17 protein-coding genes are annotated in these 20,874 nt (G+C 71.9%); 11 read left to right on the top strand and 6 right to left on the bottom strand.

The features are described from left to right. Positions 1-215: 215 nt before the first annotated feature. Both ASF35_RS12255 and ASF35_RS12250 read right to left on the bottom strand, forming a co-directional pair. The gene (locus ASF35_RS12255) at positions 216-1,691 is read right to left on the bottom strand and encodes a hypothetical protein (RefSeq protein ID WP_055967803.1); all 1,476 of its coding nucleotides are present in this window, start codon (positions 1,689-1,691) and stop codon (positions 216-218) included. Between the two features lie 93 nt (positions 1,692-1,784). Next, a complete protein-coding gene (locus tag ASF35_RS12250) occupies positions 1,785-2,807 on the bottom strand; it encodes a DUF4192 domain-containing protein (protein ID WP_082495496.1) in 1,023 nt (340 codons plus the stop codon). 126 nt (positions 2,808-2,933) lie between these two features. Between ASF35_RS12250 and ASF35_RS12245 the strand changes: the two genes are divergently transcribed. Genes ASF35_RS12245 through ASF35_RS12220 form a run of 6 tightly spaced genes read left to right on the top strand, consistent with a single transcriptional unit; the run spans position 2,934 to position 10,355 of the window. Next, positions 2,934-4,352 (top strand): DNA polymerase IV, encoded by a 1,419-nt coding sequence (locus ASF35_RS12245; protein WP_082495518.1) that lies wholly within the window; start codon positions 2,934-2,936, stop codon positions 4,350-4,352. Further along, the gene (locus ASF35_RS12240; RefSeq protein ID WP_082495495.1) at positions 4,349-6,523 is read left to right on the top strand and encodes a S9 family peptidase; all 2,175 of its coding nucleotides are present in this window, start codon (positions 4,349-4,351) and stop codon (positions 6,521-6,523) included. The genes ASF35_RS12245 and ASF35_RS12240 overlap by 4 nt, the downstream gene beginning before the upstream one ends. 10 nt (positions 6,524-6,533) lie before the next feature. Then, positions 6,534-7,331 carry an exodeoxyribonuclease III gene (locus ASF35_RS12235; RefSeq protein WP_200914541.1) on the top strand — a complete coding sequence of 266 codons (798 nt, stop codon included), beginning with the start codon at positions 6,534-6,536 and terminating at the stop codon, positions 7,329-7,331. Positions 7,332-7,334: 3 nt separating this feature from the next. Continuing rightward, a complete protein-coding gene (locus tag ASF35_RS12230) occupies positions 7,335-8,573 on the top strand; it encodes an APC family permease (RefSeq protein ID WP_200931762.1) in 1,239 nt (412 codons plus the stop codon). Positions 8,574-8,617: 44 nt separating this feature from the next. Beyond that, positions 8,618-9,052 (top strand): MarR family winged helix-turn-helix transcriptional regulator, encoded by a 435-nt coding sequence (locus tag ASF35_RS12225; RefSeq protein ID WP_055967794.1) that lies wholly within the window; start codon positions 8,618-8,620, stop codon positions 9,050-9,052. Further along, entirely contained in the window at positions 9,036-10,355 is a 1,320-nt protein-coding gene (locus tag ASF35_RS12220) for an MFS transporter (RefSeq protein WP_055967791.1), read from the top strand. Before ASF35_RS12225 ends, ASF35_RS12220 begins: the two co-directional genes overlap by 17 nt. A gap of 112 nt (positions 10,356-10,467) precedes the next feature. Here ASF35_RS12220 and ASF35_RS12215 read toward each other — a convergent pair whose 3' ends face one another. Further along, complete coding sequence (locus tag ASF35_RS12215; protein WP_055967788.1) at positions 10,468-12,861, bottom strand: immune inhibitor A domain-containing protein; 2,394 nt, start codon at positions 12,859-12,861, stop codon at positions 10,468-10,470. Between the two features lie 274 nt (positions 12,862-13,135). Between ASF35_RS12215 and ASF35_RS18250 the strand changes: the two genes are divergently transcribed. Together ASF35_RS18250 and ASF35_RS12205 are read left to right on the top strand one after the other, a co-directional pair. Further along, positions 13,136-13,594, top strand: a complete 459-nt coding sequence (locus ASF35_RS18250) for a CAP domain-containing protein (protein WP_055967785.1) — start codon at positions 13,136-13,138, stop codon at positions 13,592-13,594. A 181-nt stretch (positions 13,595-13,775) separates the two neighbouring features. Then, positions 13,776-13,982 (top strand): cold-shock protein, encoded by a 207-nt coding sequence (locus ASF35_RS12205; RefSeq protein WP_055967782.1) that lies wholly within the window; start codon positions 13,776-13,778, stop codon positions 13,980-13,982. Between the two features lie 79 nt (positions 13,983-14,061). Here the strand turns inward: ASF35_RS12205 and ASF35_RS18085 are convergent, their stop codons facing one another. Together ASF35_RS18085 and ASF35_RS12200 are read right to left on the bottom strand one after the other, a co-directional pair. Next, the gene (locus ASF35_RS18085; RefSeq protein WP_156364778.1) at positions 14,062-14,238 is read right to left on the bottom strand and encodes a hypothetical protein; all 177 of its coding nucleotides are present in this window, start codon (positions 14,236-14,238) and stop codon (positions 14,062-14,064) included. Positions 14,239-14,337: 99 nt separating this feature from the next. After that, on the bottom strand, positions 14,338-15,927 hold the full coding sequence (locus ASF35_RS12200; RefSeq protein WP_156368035.1) for a DUF6884 domain-containing protein: 1,590 nt from the start codon (positions 15,925-15,927) through the stop codon (positions 14,338-14,340). 208 nt (positions 15,928-16,135) lie between these two features. Between ASF35_RS12200 and ASF35_RS12195 the strand changes: the two genes are divergently transcribed. Continuing rightward, positions 16,136-16,531, top strand: a complete 396-nt coding sequence (locus ASF35_RS12195) for a co-chaperone YbbN (protein ID WP_055967775.1) — start codon at positions 16,136-16,138, stop codon at positions 16,529-16,531. Positions 16,532-16,546: 15 nt separating this feature from the next. On the opposite strand, the gene ASF35_RS12190 is transcribed toward ASF35_RS12195, so the two are convergent. Continuing rightward, positions 16,547-17,680 (bottom strand): serine hydrolase, encoded by a 1,134-nt coding sequence (locus ASF35_RS12190; protein ID WP_055967771.1) that lies wholly within the window; start codon positions 17,678-17,680, stop codon positions 16,547-16,549. A 99-nt stretch (positions 17,681-17,779) separates the two neighbouring features. Here ASF35_RS12190 and ASF35_RS12185 point away from each other — a divergent pair, with 99 nt between their 5' ends. Continuing rightward, the gene (locus tag ASF35_RS12185; RefSeq protein WP_055967767.1) at positions 17,780-18,100 is read left to right on the top strand and encodes a putative quinol monooxygenase; all 321 of its coding nucleotides are present in this window, start codon (positions 17,780-17,782) and stop codon (positions 18,098-18,100) included. A 60-nt stretch (positions 18,101-18,160) separates the two neighbouring features. Further along, positions 18,161-20,836 (top strand): DEAD/DEAH box helicase, encoded by a 2,676-nt coding sequence (locus ASF35_RS12180; RefSeq protein ID WP_082495494.1) that lies wholly within the window; start codon positions 18,161-18,163, stop codon positions 20,834-20,836. Positions 20,837-20,874 lie beyond the last annotated feature (38 nt).

The following is a 20,874-nucleotide window of genomic DNA, read 5'->3' as shown; positions in this document are numbered from 1 at the left end:
ACCTGCTCGGCGAGTCCACTCGCGCGGCCGAACGTGCGACACGGGGTCGCGCTCCGGGCACGGAACTCACGAACAAATCTCCTCCTTGACCGGTATGAGGGCGCAACAAAGAGGCCTGCGGTCAACCTCTGCGTGGTCCAGTCTGCCACGCACGCCCAAGCCCCCACCGACGGGGGCGCACGCCCCACGGATGCCGGCGCCCGACCCCTCCGGACTCAGTCCGTCGGCCAGCTGTGGACCGGCTCGTTCGCGTGCATGAGCTCGGCGTAGCGCCGCGTGACGGCCTGCAGCGCCTTCACCCGATCACCGCCGCGCGTGAGCTCGCGCTCGAAGCTGCCGATGAGCCAGGTCGCCCCGTTGACGCCTCGGATGCAGCGCTGCTCGATGACGTCGAGCAGGCGTCCGGCCACCGGCTCGTCGACGCCCATCTGCGCGAGGCCCTCGTGGGCCAGGGGCAGCAGGTGGCGCAGCACCAGCTCGCGCGCCGACACGGTGCCGACCGACGGCCAGTACTGGTCCGTCTCGATGCCGACCCGGGCCGCCTGGTGGAAGTTGTCCTCGGCGGCCTTGAACGACAGCTGCGACCAGACCGGGCGCTCGCTCTGGCGCATCACGTGCACCAGGCCGTAGAAGAGGGCCGCGTTCGCGAGGGTGTCGACCACGGTCGGCCCGGCCGGCAGCAGCCGGTTCTCGACCCTCAGGTGCGGACGTCCGTCGGCCACGTCGTAGATCGGCCGGTTCCAGCGGTAGACGGTGCCGTTGTGCAGTCGCAGCTCGGCGAGCGACGGCACGCGCCCCGCCTCGAGCTCCGCGAGCGGGTCCTCGTCCTCCACGATCGGCAGCAGCGCCGGGAAGAAGCGCACGTTCTCCTCGAACAGGTCGAAGACCGACGTGATCCAGCGCTCCCCGAAGAACACCCGGGGGCGGACCCCCTGGGTCTTGAGCTCCTCGCTGCGGGTGTCGGTGGCCTGCTCGAAGAGCGGGATGCGCGTCTCGTGCCACAGCTGTCGGCCAAGCAGGAACGGCGAGTTGGCGCCCACCGCGACCTGGACCCCTGCAACGGCCTGGGCTGCGTTCCAGGTCGCCGCGAACTCGTCGGGCTCGACCTGCAGGTGCAGCTGGGTGCTCGTGCACGCGGCCTCGGGGATGATCGTGTCGGCCGTCGTGGCGAGCCGGTCGACACCGTCGATGACGATCTCGATGTCCTCGCCGCGCGCCGACAGGATCTGGTCCGACAACAGGTGGTAGCGCGGGTTGGGCGAGAGCGAGTCGGCGCCGAGGTGCTGCTCGCGCAGCGTGGGCAGCACGCCCACCATCAGCAGCCCCGCCCCCGCCCGCTCCGCCTTCGACTGCGCCTCGTTGAGGTCACGGCGGACCGTGTCCTCCAGCGTCCGGAAGCCCGCGCCGCTCGCCGGCTGCGGCGGGACGTTGATCTCGATGTTGAACAGCCCGAGCTCGGTCTGGAACGCCTCGTCGGCGATCGCCTCGAGCGCCTCGGCGTTCTTCATCGCGGGATCGCCCACCTCGTCGACGAGGTTGAACTCGATCTCCACACCGATCTGCGGCTCCCCCACCGAGAAGTCTCGCTCGGAGAGCATGCGCGCGAAGACGTCGAGACATCGACGGACCTTCGCCCGATAGCGGGTCCGGTCCTCGCGCGTGAAGGACCTGTCGTCGACGTCCTGCCCCATGGGGCAACCCTAGGGGTCGCGGAGGTCGCGCGCCTCACCGAACGCACGCCTCTCCAGGCGGACGTGTCCGTCCCGGTGTCGCGAGGTCGACGGTCAGGTCGCGTCGGGCCGCGGACGTGTCGTCTCGGCCAGCTCGGCCAGGGCCGCACCGCTCACCAGGTGGTGCAGGCGGTCCGGGTGCAGTCCCGCGACGAGGGCTCGCTGGAGGCTCTCGGCCATGTCGAAACAGGGGTCGGCGGCGCGCGCGTGCTGGAGGCCCATCATCGCCTGGGCACCGTCCCCCATCAGGTAGGCGAGGTAGGCAGCCACCGTGTACGGGACCGCGGCGTACGCCGACGGCGCCTGACGCGCGAGCTCACGCCACGCCGGCAGGACCCGTTCCGCCTCCTCCCGGGAGTACAGCGGCCAGAGCCGGTCGCGCACCGCGTGGTGGGTGAGCCACACGCAGGAACGCAGGAGGGGCAGGTCGTCCGGTCGCGCACCGTCCTCGAGGAGGCCGACGACCTGGAGGACCTCGTCGATGCCGGCGTCGCCGACTTGCGCCCCGGAGCGCGTCCACGACTGCCGGACGATGTCGCGTTCCACCTCCAGCACCTGCGAGGCCAGCCAACCGCACCGCGGCCCGTCGGCGGGATGCCACCGCCGCTCCAGCGTGGCCCGGTCCGGAAGGATCTCCTGACCCGCGACGACGGCACTGACGACACCCGGGTGGTGGTCGCTCAGCTCCAGAGGGGTCCCCTCCCTCGGATCGTCGTCGAAGGTCGTCCAGTACCGCTGCGTGTCGGTCCAGGCCGTGACGACGGGGCGAACCGTCCCGAGAGCCCGCTCGACCGCCCACGCCGCCTCGCCGGCGGCCTCGCGTCGACCCGAGACGACGAGCACGATGGCGCCCTCGGCACCGTTGTTGCGCAGGTGGCCCGCCACGAAGCGGGCCAGCTGGGGGACGTGCTCCGCGTCGTGGGGCAGGTCGACGCGCATGCGGAAGCCGAACCGCTCGCGTGGCCCGGACGTGGCGATCGCGCAGATCGACTCCTCGGGCATGAAGCCGAACACGGTCGGCAGCAGGTTGAACAGGTCGCCCACGTCGTGGGCCGTGAACACGGGTGCAGTCGTCATGTCTCCACACTCACGCTCCGTCGCGCGGCCCGACAGAGCCTGCGGCGGACCTGTGGACAGCCGCCGCCGGCGGGGCCGCGGGCTGTGGACGCGCGGACCGTCGGCGAAGGCACGCACAATGGGCCGATGCGGTCCACGGCCTCGGTGCTCCACCTCGACCTCGACGCGTTCTTCGCCTCGGTGGAGCAGCGCGACAAGCCGTCGCTGCGCGGCAAGCCGGTCATCGTGGGCGGGATCGGGCACCGGGGCGTCGTCTCGACCGCCTCCTACGAGGCGCGCGTGCACGGCGTGCGGTCGGCGATGCGCATGGCCGAGGCCCGGTCGCGCTGTCCGCACGCAGCCTTCCTCAGCGGCCGCTTCGACGCCTACCGCGAGGCCAGCGCCCTCGTCATGGCCCGCCTGCGGCAGGAGTCGCCCCTCGTCGAGCCGCTGTCGCTCGACGAGGCCTTCGTCGACCTCGCCGCCGGGCCCGACCACGACCCCGACCCCGACGCCCTGCTCGCCCGGGTCGAGGCGCTCCGGGCCGACATCGAGGACCTCACGCACGGGCTCACCGCCTCGGTGGGCGTCGCCTCCTCGAAGCTGATGGCCAAGATCGCGAGCGAGATCCGCAAGCCCGACGGCCTCTTCGTCGTGGCGCCGGGGACCGAGCTGGAGCTGCTGGGACCCATGCAGGTCACCGCCATCCCCGGCGTCGGACCGGCCACCGCCGAGCGGCTGCGGCGCACCGGCGTCTCCACGGTCGACGAGCTCCGGTCGCGCGACGAGGACGAGCTGGTCCGTCTGCTCGGCTCGGCCTCGGGGCGCTCGCTCGCACGACTCTCGCGGGCCGACGACGACCGCCCCGTGGTGGCCGAGCGGGAGGCCAAGTCGATCAGCGTGGAGGACACCTTCCCCGACGACGTCACCGATCGCGCCCGGCTGGAACGTGTCGTCGAGACGATGGCCCGTCGCGTGGCCGACCGCCTCCGCCGCGGACACCTGTCGGGGCGCACCGTCACCCTCAAGATCCGCTACCACGACTTCGAGACCCACACCCGGTCCACGACGCTTCCCGGGCCCACCGACTCCCCCGGCCTGCTGGCCCGCAGCGCACTGGCACTGCTCGCCAGCACCGACCTCTCCGGCGGGCTGCGGCTCGTCGGCGTCGGCATCAGTGGCCTCGCCGACTGGGTGCAGGACGACCTCTTCGAGGAGGACGAGCCGATCGACCTCCCTCCTTCCGAGCAGCCCGACGCCGCCGACGTCGCGCCGCCTCCACCGGTCAGCTGGAGCCCCGGCAACGACGTGCACCACCGCACGCACGGCGACGGATGGGTCTGGGGTGGCGGGCTGGGCCGGGTCACGGTCCGGTTCGAGACCCGGCTCACCGGACCGGGGCCGGTGCACACCTTCGCGGCCGACGATCCCGACCTCTCCCCCGGGCACGAGGGGCCGACCCGCCCGCGTCGCCCCGACGAGCTCGTGGACCCGGAGGTCGCGGCGGACCTGCCCGACCACGTCCCCGTGCCTCCCGTGGAACCGGGCGATAGCGTCACCGCATGACCTCCTCGTCCCATCCCCCGGTCGCCGCGAAGCACCCGATCACCCGCAGCCACCACGGCGACTCCGTAGAGGACGACTACGAGTGGTTGCGCGACAAGGACGACCCGCGCACGATCGCGCACCTCGAGGCCGAGAACGACTACGCCGAGGCTCGCACGGCCCACCTCGCCGACCTGCGCGCGCGGCTGTTCGAGGAGATCCGCACCCGCACCCTCGAGACCGACCTCTCGGTGCCCGTGCGGCACGGTCAGTGGTGGTACTACTCACGCACCTCCGAGGGCAGCCAGTACGCGATCCGCTGCCGCACCCGGGTGGAGTCCCCCGACGACTGGGACCCGCCGGTCCTGGTCCCCGGGGTCCCCGTCCCGGGCGAGGAGGTCCTGCTCGACTCCAACGTCGAGGCGGAGGGGCACGAGTTCTTCTCCCTCGGCGGGTTCTCGCTCAGCGACGACGAGAACCTCCTCGCGTGGTCGGTCGACGTGGTCGGCGACGAGCGCTACACGATCCGCGTCAAGGACCTGCGCACCGGTGAGGTCCTGCCCGACGAGATCCCCGGGACGAGCGGCGGGGTCACCTGGTCGGCCGACGGGAGCCACCTCTTCTACACGACCGTGGACGACGCGTGGCGCCCCCACCGGGTGTGGCGGCACCGGCTCGGCACCGACGCCTCAGACGTGCTCGTGCACGAGGAGACCGACGAGCGGTTCTTCACCGGCGTCGGACGCACGCAGTCCGAGCGCTACCTGGTCATCGGTGCCTCGTCGAAGATCACGAGCGAGGTGCTCGTGCTCGAGGCCGACGACCCCACGGGCGAGTTCCGCGTGGTGATCCCCCGCCGCGACGGCGTCGAGTACTCCCTCGAGCACGCGGTGCTGGGCGACCACGACGTCTTCCTCGTGCTGCACAACGACGACGCCGAGGACTTCGAGCTGGGCTCCGTGCCCGTCGACGCCCCGACGAGCCGGCCAGACGTGGTCGTCCCCCACACGCCGGGGACCCGGCTCGAGGCGGTCGACGTGTTCGCGAAGACCCTCGTGCTCTCCTACCGACGCGCCGCCATGACGCGCGTGGCGGTCGCCCCCCTCGGTGCCGACGGCGTCGGGGAGCTCACCGAGATCGACTTCGGCGAGGAGCTGTTCACTGCCGGCGTCGGTGCGAACGCCGAGTGGGACCAGCCCGTGATCCGGTTGGGCATGGGCTCGTTGGTCACCCCCAGCACGGTGCTCGACTACGTGGTCGACTCCGGGGAGCTCGTGGTCCGCAAGCAGCAGACCGTCCTCGGGGGCTACGACCCGGCCGACTACGTGCAGCACCGGACCTGGGCCGTCGCCGACGACGGCACGCGCGTGCCGATCTCGCTCGTGGCCCGGGCCGACACCCCTCGCGACGGGTCGGCGCCCGCCCTCCTCTACGGCTACGGCTCGTACGAGATCAGCATGGATCCGGGGCTGTCGATCCCTCGTCTGTCGCTGCTCGACCGTGGCTTCGTCTTCGCCATCGCGCACGTGCGCGGGGGCGGCGAGCTCGGCCGCGCCTGGTACGACCAGGGCAAGCTGGTGCACAAGAAGAACACGTTCTCCGACTTCGTCGCCGCGGCGCGCCACCTCGTGACCGAGGGGTGGACCAGCGCCGAGCGTCTCGTGGCCGAAGGAGGCAGCGCCGGTGGCCTGCTCGTCGGCGCCGCGCTCAACCTCGCACCCGACGCGTTCGGTGCGGTCGTCGCGGAGGTGCCGTTCGTCGACGCCCTCACCACCATCCTCGACCCCAGCCTGCCGCTGACCGTGATCGAGTGGGACGAGTGGGGCGATCCCCTGCACGACCCCGACGTGTACGCGTACATGAAGTCCTACTCGCCCTACGAGAACGTGCGCGCCGCCGACTATCCCCCGGTCCTCGCGGTCACGAGCCTCAACGACACCCGCGTGCTCTACGTCGAGCCGGCCAAGTGGGTGGCGCGGCTGCGCGAGCTCTCCACCGGCAGCACGCCGCCCCTGCTCAAGACCGAGATGCACGCCGGTCACGGCGGGGTGAGCGGACGCTACGCCGCGTGGCACGAGCGTGCGTGGGAGCTGGCCTGGATCATCGACGCCGTCGACGCCCCGCACGAGCCCACCGCACCCGTCGGCACCGGCACTCCACCGGCTTCCGCCGACGCCGGAGGCCACTCGTAGGGTGGCTCGCGTGCTCCGCATCGCCACCGTCAACGTCAACGGCATCCGTGCCGCTCTCCGCCGGGGCATGGGTCCCTGGCTCGACGCCGTCGAGGCCGACGTCGTCACGCTGCAGGAGGTCCGCGCGCCCGACGCCCTCGTCCACGACCTGATGGCCGACAGCGGCTTCCACGTCGTGCACGCCGAGGCTGCCGCGAAGGGCCGCGCCGGCGTGGCCGTGCTCAGCCGCACCGAGCCGAAGGCGCACCGCGTGGGGCACGGCGACCCGTCCTTCGACGACGCCGGGCGCTGGATCGAGTCCGACGTGGTCCTCGACGACGGCAGCCTGCTCACCGTGGTCTCGGCCTACGTGCACTCCGGTGGCGTGGGCACCCCGAGCCAGGACGACAAGTACCGCTTCCTCGACCAGCTGCTGGTGCGCCTCGCCGAGCTGCGCGAGCACGCCGACCACGCGGTCGTGACGGGCGACTTCAACGTCGGGCACACGGAGCGGGACATCAAGAACTGGCGCGGCAACCTCAAGAAGGCCGGCTTCCTGCCCGAGGAGCGCGCCTACCTGGACCGCGTCCGTGACGACCTCGGGTGGGTCGACGTGGCGCGCGCCCACGCCGGCGACGTGGACGGCCCGTACACCTGGTGGTCGTGGCGGGGCCAGGCCTTCGACAACGACACCGGCTGGCGCATCGACTACCAGCTGGCCACGCCCGAGCTGGCCGCCACCGCGGTCGCCGCCCGGGTCGACCGGGCCCCCACCTACGCGGAGCGGTTCTCCGACCACGCGCCGCTCGTCGTCGACTACGACGTCTGAGCCGTGGCGCTGGCGCGGGTCCTCGGCCCTGTCCGGGCGACCGGCCTCGGTGCCGGCTCCATGCTGGGCGCCGGCATCTTCGTGGCGGTCGGACCCGTCGTGGGGCGCGCGGGCGACGCCGCCGTGCCGGCCGTGCTGCTCGCGGCGATGGTGGCCGGGCTCAACGCCACCGCGTCGGCCAGGTTGGCTCGGCGCATGCCCGCCGCCGGCGGCACCTACGTGTTCGCCCGTGAGTGCCTCGGCCCCACCTGGGGGCACCTGGCCGGCTGGGTCTTCGTGGTCGGCAAGACCGCCTCGTGCGCGGCCATGGCTCTGGCGGTCGGCGCGCACCTCTGGCCCGGTCACGCCACGTCGGCGGCGATCCTCGCCGTCGTGATCCTCACGCTCGTCGACCTCGCCGGCGCCCGGCGGTCCGCCGACACGCTGACCGCCTCGGCGGCGCTGGTCGTGATCGTGGTCGGCGGCTCGGTCCTGCTGCTCCTCGAACGAGGCGCCGTCGTCGCGCCGGCCCCGCCCACCGACGGGCTCGACGTGGTCCAGGCCGCCGCCCTGCTGTTCTTCGCCTTCGCCGGCTACGCCCGGCTGGCCACCCTCGGCGAGGAGGTCCGCGACCCCGAGCGCACCATCCCGCGCGCCGTGGCGGTCTCGTTCGTCCTGGTCACGGCGCTCTACCTGCTCGTCGCCCTGGCCGTCTCGCGCACGCTGCCCGCCGACGTCGCCTCCGCGAGCGACCGTGCCCTCGCCGACGCCGTCGACACGCTCGGCCATCCTGCGCTCTCCACCGTCGTGGCCGCGACCGCCGTGGTGGCCGCGGGCGGGGCCCTGCTCTCCCTGCTGGGCGGGGTCAGTCGGACCGTGCTCGCGATGTCCCGCGACCGCCACCTACCGGCGCGGCTGGCGCGCGAGTCCTCCCGTGGCGTCCCTGCCTCGGCCCAGGTCGCGGTGAGCCTCGTCGTCGTGGCGGCGCTGCCGTTCGTCGGTGCGGTCGAGGCCGTCGCCGCCTCGAGCGGGTGCGTGCTCGTCTACTACGCGCTCACCAACGCCTCGGCCCTCACCCTCGACGGTCAGGGGCTCCCGGCCGGAGCGCCCGGCCGTCGACGCCGCGCAGCCCTGCGGATGCTGGCGCGGCTCGGGGCCGCAGGGTGCCTGCTGCTGGTGCTGGCCCTGCCGCTCGCCGGGGTCCTGTGGACCCTCGGCGTGGTGCTCGTCGGCCTGCTCGCCGGACGCGTGACGCGGCGATGACCTTTCACCAGCGATGAATATCAGGTCCTGATACATTTGGTTGCATGATGCAACCGGATGTCCCGCGACTGGCCCAGGCCCTGCGCGAGCTGGTCTCGGTGGTCTCCCGCGAGACCGCCTCCCACCGCCTCAGCCGCACGGCCGCCGGGACGCTCTCCGCGCTCGAACGGCGCGGACCGTCCCGCATCTCGGACCTGACCCGGCTCGAGGCCGTCGGCCAGCCGGCGATGACCGGGCTCGTCCAGCGTCTCGAGGCCTCGGGCCTCGTCAGCCGCACGTCCGACCCCAGCGACCGCCGAGCGACGCTCGTGGCGGTCACCGACGCCGGGCGTGACGCCCTGGCGGAGCGCCGTCGACAGCAGGACGCGATCGTCGCCGCCCGGGTCGCCCGTCTCCCACCCGACCAGCTCGCGGCGCTCGATGCCGCCGTCGACGCGATCGTCGAGCTCACCCAGGAGGACCATGAACAGCCCCACTGACCGCGCCACCGACACCAGCGGACACGACGGAGCCCGATCGAGCCTGCTCGGCCAGCCGAAGGCCGTGTACGCCGTCGCCTTCGCCTGCGTGATCTCCTTCATGGGGATCGGCCTGGTGGACCCCATCCTGCCCGCGCTCAAGGAGCAGCTCGACGCCACGGAGAGCCAGGTGACGCTCCTGTTCACCAGCTACCTCGTCGTGACCGCCGTCGCCATGCTCGTCACGAACGCCGTGTCGAGCCGCTTCGGCGCCAAGCGGACGCTCGTCGTCGGCCTGGCCATCATCGTCGTGTTCGCCGCCCTCGCGGGGTCCAGCGGCAGCATCGAGGGCATCGTCGCCTTCCGCGCCGGTTGGGGCCTGGGCAACGCGCTCTTCATCGCGACGTCGCTCGCCGCGATCGTCTCGAGTGCCCGGGGTGGGTTCGCCGGCGCGATCATCCTGTACGAGGCGGCGCTCGGTCTCGGCATCGCCGCGGGCCCCCTCGTCGGCGGGACGCTCGGCAACATCAGCTGGCGCGGTCCGTTCTACGGCGTGGCCGTCCTCATGTCGATCGCCCTCGTCGCGACCGTCGTGCTCCTGCCCTCCACCCCCAGGCCCGACCACACGACACCTCTATCGGCCCCGCTGAGGGCGTTGCGTCACCGCGGGCTGGCCACGATGAGCGTCGCGGCCCTGCTCTACAACTGGGGCTTCTTCACGATGCTCGGGTACGCCCCCTTCCCGATGGCACTCTCGATCACCCAGCTCGGATGGGTGTTCTTCGCCTGGGGCGTGCTGGTGGCCTTCTTCTCGGTGGTCGGGGCGCCGTGGCTGCAGCGTCACCTCGGCACGTCCGTCTCGCTCTACGTGGCGTTCACGCTGTTCGCGGTCGACCTGGCCCTGATGGCGGTCGACCCCACCGACCAGAGACTCATGGTCGGCTGCGTGGTGGCGGCGGGCATCTTCATCGGCATCAACAACACCCTGATGACGCAGGCCGTCATGACGATCTCGCCGGTCGAGCGGCCGGTGGCCTCCGCCGCCTACGGCTTCGTCCGCTTCATCGGCGGCGGTCTCGCTCCCTTCGCCGCAGGCCGACTCGTCGCGGCCACCTCGGTGCACGTGCCGTTCGCAGTGGCCGCCGTGGCCGTGCTCGCCGCGGCCCTGGTCCTCTCCACCGCGCATCGTGCCCTGCGCGACGCCGACGCCGGACTCGACGAGGACGGCCACCCGGCCGGCGACCCCGAGGAGGTCGCCGGAGAGGTCGCCGACGAGTTCGGCGGAGCGCCCGGCGCCGTGGACGATGTCCTGCGGTCCAGGTGATCCCGGGAGGCAGGACCCAACCGCCTGCGGACATGAGGAAGGGGCGCGCACCCCCCTGGTACGCGCCCCTTCCGATCAGGGGAAGCTCCGACCTCTCAGCTGACGCGCCGCGTCAGTTGAACCGGACCTTCATGGACGTGCCCTTCTCGGACAGCACCCGCACCTTGACACCAGCAGCCGGCAGCTTGACGCCGTGCTGCGGAGCCTCCTCGTAGAAGTACTTCTTGGTGTCGTCGAACAGCGGTGCCGCCGCCTGGCCACGGATGTAGCTGGGCTTGCCGTTCGTGTGCAGGGTCATGGAGTCGGCCTTGCGCGTCGAGAACGGCGCGTCGTAGACCTGGACGCGGGCGCGCCACGGCTTGCCGGTGGACATGTCGGTGATCGGGCGCGGTCGCGCGTCGATCGGCAGGTTCCGCCCCTCACCCGGGTGGGTGATGGTGTTGTTGTCGGCCTGCGACGTGTCCCAGTACGAGATCAGCAGACCCGTCTGGTAGGCGTAGTGCTCCACCCAGTCGGGCTTCGTCGTGGCGAAGCCGAAGTTGTACGGCCCCGTCTTGAGGTAGCGGTCGTACGAGACGTACGACCGGTGGCCCATGACGTAGTAGTTGTCGTACTCGTCGGTCGTGGAGGCGCCCACGATCGAGAAGCCGTCGAACGTCCAGGCCTCGCCGCCGTCCTCGGCGTCGTCGCTCAGCAGCTCGGTGCCACCGGCCGTGACCGACACGTCGTCGACGAACAGGCCGGGCAGCGCCAGGCCGCCGTCCGTCTTGTAGAACACGCGCAGCTGCACGGTCTTGCCGACGTAGGCGTCGAGCGGGACGACGAGGTCGGCCCAGCTCTCCTGCTTCCCGTCGATCCCGGGACGTCCGGAGGTGTCGTCCCCGATCGGGGCCCCGCCGATGGTGCCGTCGAGAGCCGTCCAGGTGGAGCCACCGTCGGTGGAGGCCTGCACGTAGGCGTAGTCGTAGCCCTCCTCGATCTCGTAGCGCACCTTCGCCTTCAGCGCGGCACTGCTGCTGCCGGCGGGGATGGAGACCTCCGTGCTCATCGCGTTCGCCAGGTCGTCGCCGGAACCGGAGTAGAACTGCTTCGAGCCCGAGGCCGGTGCGCCGAGCTCGCGCGTGACCTCCTTCTTGGGCAGGACCACGACGGCACCCTGAGGCTTCGCCGAGTTGTACTCCTGCGGCCCGAGCTCCAGCGTGCGCTTCTCCTTGGTGGCGATCACCTCGTGGTCGAGCCAGCCGAGCTGCAGCTTCTCCCACGCACCGAGGTCACCGGCACGCTCGCCGAGGGCCTCACCCTTGGCGTTGAGCCGGGACTGAGCCATGAGCGTCCAGAACTCGTTGCTGTTGTCGCCGCCGGCCGTGCTGTAGGCGTCCGGCAGGCCCAGGTCGTGGCCGTACTCGTGGACGAAGACCGAGAGCCCGCCGTTCTCGGGCTGGACGGTGTAGTCACCGATCCAGAGGCCGGTGTCGGCGATCTGGGTTCCACCGAGCTGGTTCTGCGACGGGCCGGTGACGCCCTGGTCGGTGAGGAACGCGTACCAACGGTGCGACCAGATCGCGTCCTCGCCGTGCGTGGAGTCGCCGTCCTCCTCGCCTGCACCCGCGTGCACGATCTGGAAGTGGTCGATGTAGCCGTCGGGCTCGTTGAAGTCGCCGTCGCCGTCGAAGTCGTAGCGGTCGTAGACGTCGTACTGCGCCAGCTGCTTCTTGATCTGCGCGGCGGTCTTGCCGGCCTTCTTCTGGTCGGCGACCCACTGGGTCGTCGCGTCCTGGATGAGGTTCCACGTCGAGGCGTCGTCGCGACCGTAGCGAGCGGTGTTGTACTTCACCTTCACCCAGTCCGAGACGGTCCCGTCGACCGTGTAGCGACCCGAGGACTGCTTCTCGTAGTACGTCTTGACCGACTCGACGTTCTTCCCGGTCTTGAAGTAGAGGTCCTGGTAGTGCTTGCGGTCGTAGTCCTCCTGCCAGACCGACGAGTTGTCCTTCGTGCGGTCCGGCTCCTCGATCTGGTTGTGCAGGGGGCCGTCGAACTTCTCCGGACCAGCGGTGTCCGGGTCCGTGTCGCCGTCGGGGTAGTCGGGGTGACGCTCGTCGCCGAACTCGGCGAGGATGACGAAGACCTTGTCGGCGCGCTCCTGGGAGAGCTCGACGTACTGGTCCTTCTGCTTGCCCTTCGCCGCCTTCGCCTTGGTCCTGGCCGAGGCCTTCTTGTTCCTCATGGCGGCCGCGTCGGCCGGGCTGGCGGCCTTGCCGACCTTGACGACCGTGCTGCCGTTCTTCTCCACGGGCTCGGCGTCGCCGTTGATCACGGCCTTGACGGCCTGCTCACGCAGCTCGCGGCGCTTGTCCTCGATGGGGTTGGGCAGGTCGTGATCCTTCTGGATGCGGTCCGCTCCCCCCGTCGGTGGTGCTTGGGCCGCATTCGTCGGCGCCGCGAACGTGAGTCCGAGCGATGCCGCGAGTCCGAGGCCCAGAATGCCTGACGTGACACGCTTCACGTGGTCCCCCCTAGGACATGGTGTGGTGAGGGCAGTCGATCGACCGCCCACAGGCCCCGCCGACCGGATGGGTCGGGCGAGGCACGATGCCGACCAACCTAAGCGGTTGCTGAGAGCAACGGCAGTCTTGACTTTCGAGACGCCTAGCACTAACGAACTAGTTCTTTCGGGCCACTCCGTGAGACAGGGGCACACGCGTCCGAAGGACCTGGCAGAGTGGCGCGGGTGCGGCCGGACGCGCCGTCTCCAGGGGCATGACCGACAGGAACCTTGCATGCGCACGTTGCTCGTGGGCGGCCTCACCGCCGTCCTGCTCGCCGTCACCACCGTCGCGGCCCACGCGTACATCGGGTCACCGACCTACCAGAAGCAGGTCCTCGACCGCACCAACGCCGTGCGCGCCGACAACGGCCGGGTCGCCCTGAAGCTCCAGACCTGCCTCGACACCTACGCCAACTCGTGGGCGAAGTACCTGGCCACCCAGAAGAAGAGCCTCCAGCACCGGCCCTCGTCGCAGCTCACGACGATCATGAAGCGCTGCAACCTCGACGGCATCGGCGAGAACCTGGCGCGCAACTACCCGACCGGCACCGCCACCGTCAACGCCTGGGTCCGCTCCTCCGGCCACCAGCGCAACCAGATCGGGTCAGGGCACCGCTACGTCGGCATCGGCGCCTATCGGGACGCCGACGACCGCTACTACGCCGTCGCGCTGTACGGCAATCCCCGCTGACCGACGCGCCGACACGGACCCTCGCCGCGCCCTGCTCCGTGACCTAGGCTGGATGCGTTGTCGTTGGATCCGGCCGTGCCGGCACCTCGGGGTCCTCGTGCCCTGGGCTGCTCCCAGCGGGTGAGACGACGGACGACGCGCCCGCGACGGTCGCGGACGCACCCGAAGGAGTAGTTGAAGAATGGCAACAGGAACGGTCAAGTGGTTCAACGCCGACAAGGGCTTCGGCTTCATCGCCCCCGACGACGGCAGCGAGGACGTGTTCGCACACTTCAGCGCGATCCAGACGAGCGGCTACCGCTCGCTCAACGAGAACCAGAAGGTCGAGTTCGACGTCGAACAGGGCCAGAAGGGTCTGCAGGCGGCCAACATCCGCCCACTGGACTGATCACGGCGCATCACGGCCCCGTCGAGCGAAGGCTCGGCGGGGCCGTGTCACGTCCGGGGCCCCTCGACGGGGGCGGTGCTCAGAGTCGGCCGGACTCGTCCCAGGCGTGGCAGGCGAAGTCCGTCGCGTCGCGGCGCACCCGCGTGCCGAGGTCGAGACGGTCGTGGGCCGTGGTGGCGCGCAGGGGTCGGCGCGGGAAGCGGGCGCGACCGGCCGCGACGTCCGTGGTCTCGTAGTCGAAGATCGTGTCGTCCATCTCATGAGGGTATCCTCATGTTTGCGCGAGCAGCACCCCTACCGAGAGGTAGTGTTCGGCGGCTCGACGACGGTCGGACGTGGACCGCGCGCGACTGACTCAGCCGTGCCGGCGGCGCAGCTCGGCGAGGCGGCGCCTCATCTCACCCGCTCGCAGGTGGTCGACGTTGAGCGGCGGCTCGAGCGCGGCGACCACCCGGTGCGCGAGGGCGTGGATGCTGTCGCGCTCGGCCGTGGGCCACGTGACCACACGCAGGTGCCGACGCATCCAGTCGGTGAGGGCCGGGTCGTCGAGCGAGCTCATCGCCAGGGGCTCGCTCAGGACGATCGCCAGACCGGCGCGGAACATCGAGCTCCGCGACCGCCCCTGCAGCTGGACGTCCTGGACCAGGTGCCGCAGGCTGTGGACCGCGTCGGGCCAGCGCCCGAGCGCGCCCGCGTGTCCCACGTGCAGGACGCCGGCACCGACCGGGAGCATGAGGCTGCGGTTCAACATCCGCGCCCCGTCCGCGTCTACGTGCCAGGCGAAGAGACCCGGCACCTCCTGGATGGCGTCGAGGCGGTCGGGCGCCACGGCGCCGGCGCCGTCGCCAAGGTGCCGCACGACGACGGAGACCTCGTCGTCGTCGAGCAGTGGGTCGTCCTGGTCGGCGGGGACGGCTGCCGACACGAACGGCACCGGCTCCGCGCGAACCGGCTCGTCCGTCGTCGAGGGGACACGCATCGCGTCGGAGCCGCCGCGTGCTCGCTGCGGCACCGGATCGGGCTGGGACGCCAGCGGCGGGCGGGGACGGTCGCGGACGGCGGTCAGGTCGTCCGAGCGCTCCGGGCCACCGACGCTGACCTCCGCGCCCGCGTCCTGCAGCACGGCCGCGAGGGGGCCGACGTAGGCGTGCGGAGCGATGACGTGCACCCGTCGTCCGTCCACCGCCCCCTCCAGCGACTCGAGGCGGACGAGCACCCACTCCGCCCACACCTGACGGAACTGCGGGCTCAGGTCCCCGAGGGCCCGTGAGTCCGGCGACACCCACTCCGCGGGGTCCAGGAGCCCGTGCTCGGCCGACAGCACGTACCACCTCGCTCCGCGAGCCTGGGCCCGCAGACGCGCGGACTGGAAGTCCTCGGAACGGAAGATCTCGCGTGACGGCGCCGGCACCAGGACTCGCTCGCCGTCGCTCGCGATCAGGAGCACGTCGGCCGACTCGGCGGTGGGGTCGGGCACCACCTGCAGCTCACCGGCCAGGCCTGAGCGCTCGATGAGGTCCTCGAAGGTCGAGCCGACGGCTCGGCCGACCGGCTCGGTGTCTCGGTCGGCCGGAGGCTCCGCGTCGGACCCGGGGCGGGGGGCGCGCACCACGGTCGCGTCGTCGAAGGCCGAGGCGACGAACCGGTCGTGCACGGGATCGTCCGTCCCGCTCGACGTGTCGTCCGACGGCCCCGGGGCCACGCCCGTCGGATCGCCGTCGGCCGGCAGGTCGGGGTCGATCTTGCGCTCACCCTCCGGGATCACCTCGTACATGCCCCGGGACACGCGGCGGAAGATCGGCGCCCGGCTCGCGAACTGCGCCTGCTTGGGCCGTCCCCCCTCGCACAGGCCGACCAGGTGCGCGCGGATCGTCGCCTGCCCGATCTCGGGGTAGGTACGAGCGAACCAGCGGTGGACGTCCTCGTAGCGGAAGGGATCGGGCATGGCGGCAGCGCACTCGTACATGAGCTGCCACACCGGCCGGTCGTACTTCACTGGTCCCCCACGGTCCTCTCTGGTCCGCCGCTGGCGGCGACAGGTGGGGAGAGCACCCTTCGGCAGGTTCATGACGCAACAGGACGAGGATCACAGGGAATGTCGTCCCGGGCACGGCTGTTGACACCGACGTACCGCACCCTTCGAGAGGATCACCATGCCGACCGTCGACCTCACCGCCAAGAGCTTCGAGGAGACCGTCACGACCGACGGCATCACCCTCGTGGACTGGTGGGCCTCCTGGTGTGGCCCGTGCCGCCAGTTCGCTCCCGTCTACGACGCCGCCAGCGACCAGCACCCGGACGTCACGTTCGGCAAGATCGACACCGAGGCCGAGCAGGAGCTCGCCGGTGCCGCCGGCATCACGTCGATCCCCACCCTCATGGCGTTCCGCGACGGCGTCCTCGTCTTCAGCCAGCCCGGTGCCCTGCCGGCGCCCGCGCTGGACCAGGTGATCCAGGCCGTGCGCGACCTCGACATGGACGACGTGCACCGTCAGGTCGCCGAGGCGCAGGCCGCGGAGCCCGAGGTCCCCGAGGAGCTGCGGGACTGAGTCCCGTCCGGCTGGTCACGCCAGACCTGCCAGCACCCGCGACGTGAGGTCGGCTGCACCGAGGTCGTCCGGCGAGGACGGGCGGGCGCCGATGCGCACCGCGACGACGTCGCGCGAGGGCACCACGGCGAGGATCTGGTTGCCGTAGCCGATCGCCCACCGGGCATCGGCCGGCACGTCCGGCGCCAGGCGGCCCGTGGTGGGCGGCCGGTCGGCGCCGAAGCCGGCGGCCCGCTCGATCGTCTGCACCCGGCCCTCGGCGTTGATCCACCACAGGCCGCCGTACGCGGCGTTGAGGTCGCTGGAGGACGTGCCCGTCAGCCGCTGCACCAGGTCGGCCGAGACGATCCGTCCGCCGTCCCAGCGGCCGTCACGGGCCACGAGCAGGCCGATCCGCGCCAGGTCGTCGCAGGACGAGCGGATGCCGGAGTACGTGGTGGTGGCGCCCGACGGGTCGCGGTCCCACGTCGTGTCGCGCAGCCCGAGCGGGTCGAGCAGTCGCTCCCGCGCGAAGCCCTCGACGTCTCCACCCGTCGCCGAGGACAGGACCGCCGCCAGCACCTGGACGGCCATGTTGTCGTACTCCCAGTGCTCACCGGGCGGGTGCTCCTGCCCCACACCGAGCGAGAACGCCGTCTTGTCGGGCTCGCGACGGATCATCCGCCCGTAGTCGACGTCGTAGCTCCACCGCCGACCCGACGTCATGGACAGCAGCTGCTCGACCGTCACGTCGGCCGACGGCCCGCCCCGCCACTGCGGGACGTGCTCGGCCGCCCGGTCGTCGAGCGAGAGGAGCCCGTCGTCGACGGCGATGCCGACGAGCAGGGCCGTGACGGACTTGGTGACCGAGTAGACCGGACCAGCGGTGCGCGCCGTCGCGCCAGGCGCCGTCCACCGGTGGACGAGCGTGCCGTCCTCGACCACGGCGACACAGGTGCTGCCAGTCGATGCCGCGGCGGCGTCGAGCTCGTCCCACCGGCCGGCCTCGTCGCGGTCCCACTCCCCCGCGGGCCAGACCTCGGGAGGCGGCGCGAGGGTGGGCAGCGAGCCACCCAAGGTACCTCCGCTCGGGCGGTCGTCGTCGCCGGGCGCCGTCGTGCAGGCACCTGCGAGCGCGAGCAACGAGAGCAGGACGAGGGCAGCGCGCACTCGACCACTGTGTCACCGCACCCCGGGAGCGCGCAGGCTGCGGACCTCGCCGACGCGACCTAGGGTCGATCCGGACCCACCTCCTCCGAAAGGACCCCCATGATCCTCATCGTCGTGAAGTTCGCCGTGCGACCCGAGCACGCCGAGACGTTCCCCGAGGCGGTCGGACCGTTCACCGAGGCCACGCGCGCCGAGTCGGGGAACCTCTTCTTCGAGTGGTCCCGCAGCCTCGAGGACGAGCACACCTACGTGCTGGTCGAGGGGTTCGAGGACGACGCCGCCGAGGCGCACGTGTCGAGCGACCACTTCGCGGCCGGCCTGGAGGCCATGCGCCCCCTGCTGGTCTCGACGCCCCAGATCATCAGCCACCAGGTCCCGGTCGACGGATGGGGACCGATGGGCGAGCTGCAGATCGACTGACCCGACGGTCACCATGGACGCCCTGCACGACGCGCTGGGGCCGTGAGGGACAATGGTCGGATGCCCACGACCACCGACCTCAGGCTGCTGCTGAGGCATCCGGTCGACTTCGAGGTCGCCGAGGACCCGGCCGACTCGCGCTTCGTGTTCCGGGCTCCGGACGGCGAGCAGCGGGTCACGGCGACCGAGGCCATCGGCGCGCTCAGTCAGGGCATCCGGACCATGAACGCGGACGCCTCGGTGCGCGCCTGGGCCACGCCGGCCATCCTCGCCCTGCGTCTCATGGCCTCCGGCCGGCTGGCCGCTCCCGACTCGACCGCGGCCTCCCAGCTGCAGGACGCAGCCCGCGCGATCGGCCCCGACCCGGCCTCGGCGCAGGCCAAGGTGCGGGGCTTCCTGTCCGCCCTGGCGGTCGACGCGCCCGCCGTCGCGACCCAGCCGCAGGATCTCGGTGCCGGCACTCCCGGACGCCCCGGGAGCTCCGCCTCGGCGACCTCGCGCGACGGCGTCGCGCCTCCGCCCCTGGTGGAGCGCGCGCCCGTGCGGCCGCGCCACTTCAGCGGCCAGCTCGTCGTGACCTTCCGTGCGGCCGAGGACTCCGACAATCCCGATCGACCCGTCGCGGACGTGCGACTGCGCGTCAAGCCGCTCGACGCCGCCTGGGCCGCGGTCGACGTGGCGGAGATCTGGCGCAAGGAGGACCACCACTTCGGACCGGGGTCCCGGCCCGGCGTGCGCACCCTGATCACCACGGCGGCCGCGGCGTGGCCGGTCCTCACGCGCCTGCTCGGCCGTCTGGACACCGGCTCCGTCCCCGTGACCGCGGCCGAGATCGGCGAGCTCGGACGCACCCGTGTCTCGAGCCTGCTGCGCGCCTACCGCATGGAGGTGCTCTGGCCCGACGGCCTCGTGCGCGAGCTCGACGCCCGCCCCACCGTGCGCCGCGTCGGCGAGGCGATGCCTCACGACCGCCCGCGGGCGTTCGCCCGGGCGCAGGTCTTCCGCTTCGACTGGAACCTCGCCCTCGGGGACGAGACGCTGACCTCCGCCGAGCTCGACATGCTGGCCGAGTCCCAGCACGGGCTCGTCCAGCTCCGCGACCGCTGGGTCCTCGTCGACCCCGCCCGCACCCGGGCGATGCTCGAGCACCGCAGCCAGGAGATCACGGCACTGGAGGCGCTGCGGGCCGCGGTCACGGGCGAGGTCGAGGTCGACGACGTCCGCACCCAGGTCGACACCGAGGGCTGGCTGGACGACGTGCGTCAGCGCCTCGCGCACCAGGGGTCGCGCGACCCGGTCGAGCCGTCGCCCCGGCTCGCAGGGACCCTCCGTGAGTACCAGCGCGACGGGCTGCGGTGGATGGCCCAGCTGGTCGACCTCGGGCTCGGCGGCATCCTCGCCGACGACATGGGCCTGGGCAAGACGGTCATGCTCATCGCGCTGCACCTGCACCTGGAGGACCTCGCCCGCGAGGCCGGCGACGAGCCCGCCCCCACCCTCGTCATCTGCCCGGCGTCCGTCGTGGGCAACTGGGAGCGCGAGATCCGACGCTTCGCCCCCGGCGTCGAGGTCCGCCGGCACCACGGCGCCGGACGCAGCCTCGACGGCGTGGAGAACGGCTTCGTGGTCACCACCTACGCCACCCTGCGACGCGACGCGCGCCTGCTGGCCACGTTCGAGCGCGGCTGGGGCGTCGTGGTCGCCGACGAGGCCCAGTACGTCAAGAACCAGCGCTCGGCCGGCGCGAAGGCGCTGCGGGCGATCCCCTCACCCGTGCGTCTGGCTCTCACGGGCACCCCGGTCGAGAACGGGCTGACCGAGCTCTGGTCGATCCTCGACTGGACCACGCCCGGGCTGCTGGGCGGGCTCGAGGAGTTCCGTCGTCGCTGGTCGCGGCCCATCGAGCGAGGGCAGGACCGCGACCGCGCGGGCGAGCTGTCCAGGCTCGTGCGTCCCTTCGTGCTGCGGCGCCGCAAGAGCGATCCCGGCATCGCTCCCGAGCTCCCGCCGAAGACCGAGACGGACTACCGGGTGCACCTGACCCGCGAGCAGGTCGGGCTCTACGAGGCGATCGTCCGCGAGGCGATGGCGCAGATCGAGGCGAGCGACGGCATGCAGCGCCGCGGGCTGGTCGTGCGGCTGCTGACCCAGCTCAAGCAGGTGTGCAACCACCCGGCCCAGCTGCTGCGCGAGCCGAGGAGCACGCTCTCGGGCCGCTCCGGAAAGCTGGAGATGCTCGACGAGCTGGTCGACGAGATCATCGCCGAGGACGGCGCGGTCCTGGTGTTCACGCAGTACGCCCAGATGGGCCACCTGCTCACCCGACACCTCGCCGAACGTCGCATCGACGCCCAGTTCCTGCACGGCGGCACCCCGGTCCCGGTCCGCGAGCAGATGGTCACCCGCTTCCAGGCGGGCGAGGTGCCGGTGTTCGTGCTGTCGCTCAAGGCCGGCGGCACCGGGCTCAACCTCACACGGGCCGACCACGTGATCCACTACGACCGCTGGTGGAACCCGGCCGTCGAGGACCAGGCCACGGACCGCGCGCACCGCATCGGTCAGACCAAGCCGGTCCAGGTGCACCGGATCATCGCCGAGGGAACCATCGAGGAGTCGGTGGCCGAGCTCATCGCCTCCAAGCGGGCCCTGGCCGACGCTGTGGTGAACGCCGGCGAGGGCGCGCTCACGGAGCTGACGGACGCCGAGCTCGGGGACCTGGTCCGCCTGCGCCGCTGAGGGCGACAGCAGCTGCCTCGTCCCCGTGGACGGGCCTG

It is taken from the genome of Aeromicrobium sp. Leaf291 (assembly GCF_001423365.1).
Lineage (GTDB): Bacteria > Actinomycetota > Actinomycetes > Propionibacteriales > Nocardioidaceae > Aeromicrobium.
The sequence above is the reverse complement of the archived record's forward strand: the minus strand, read 5'-3'. Positions and strand labels throughout refer to the sequence as shown.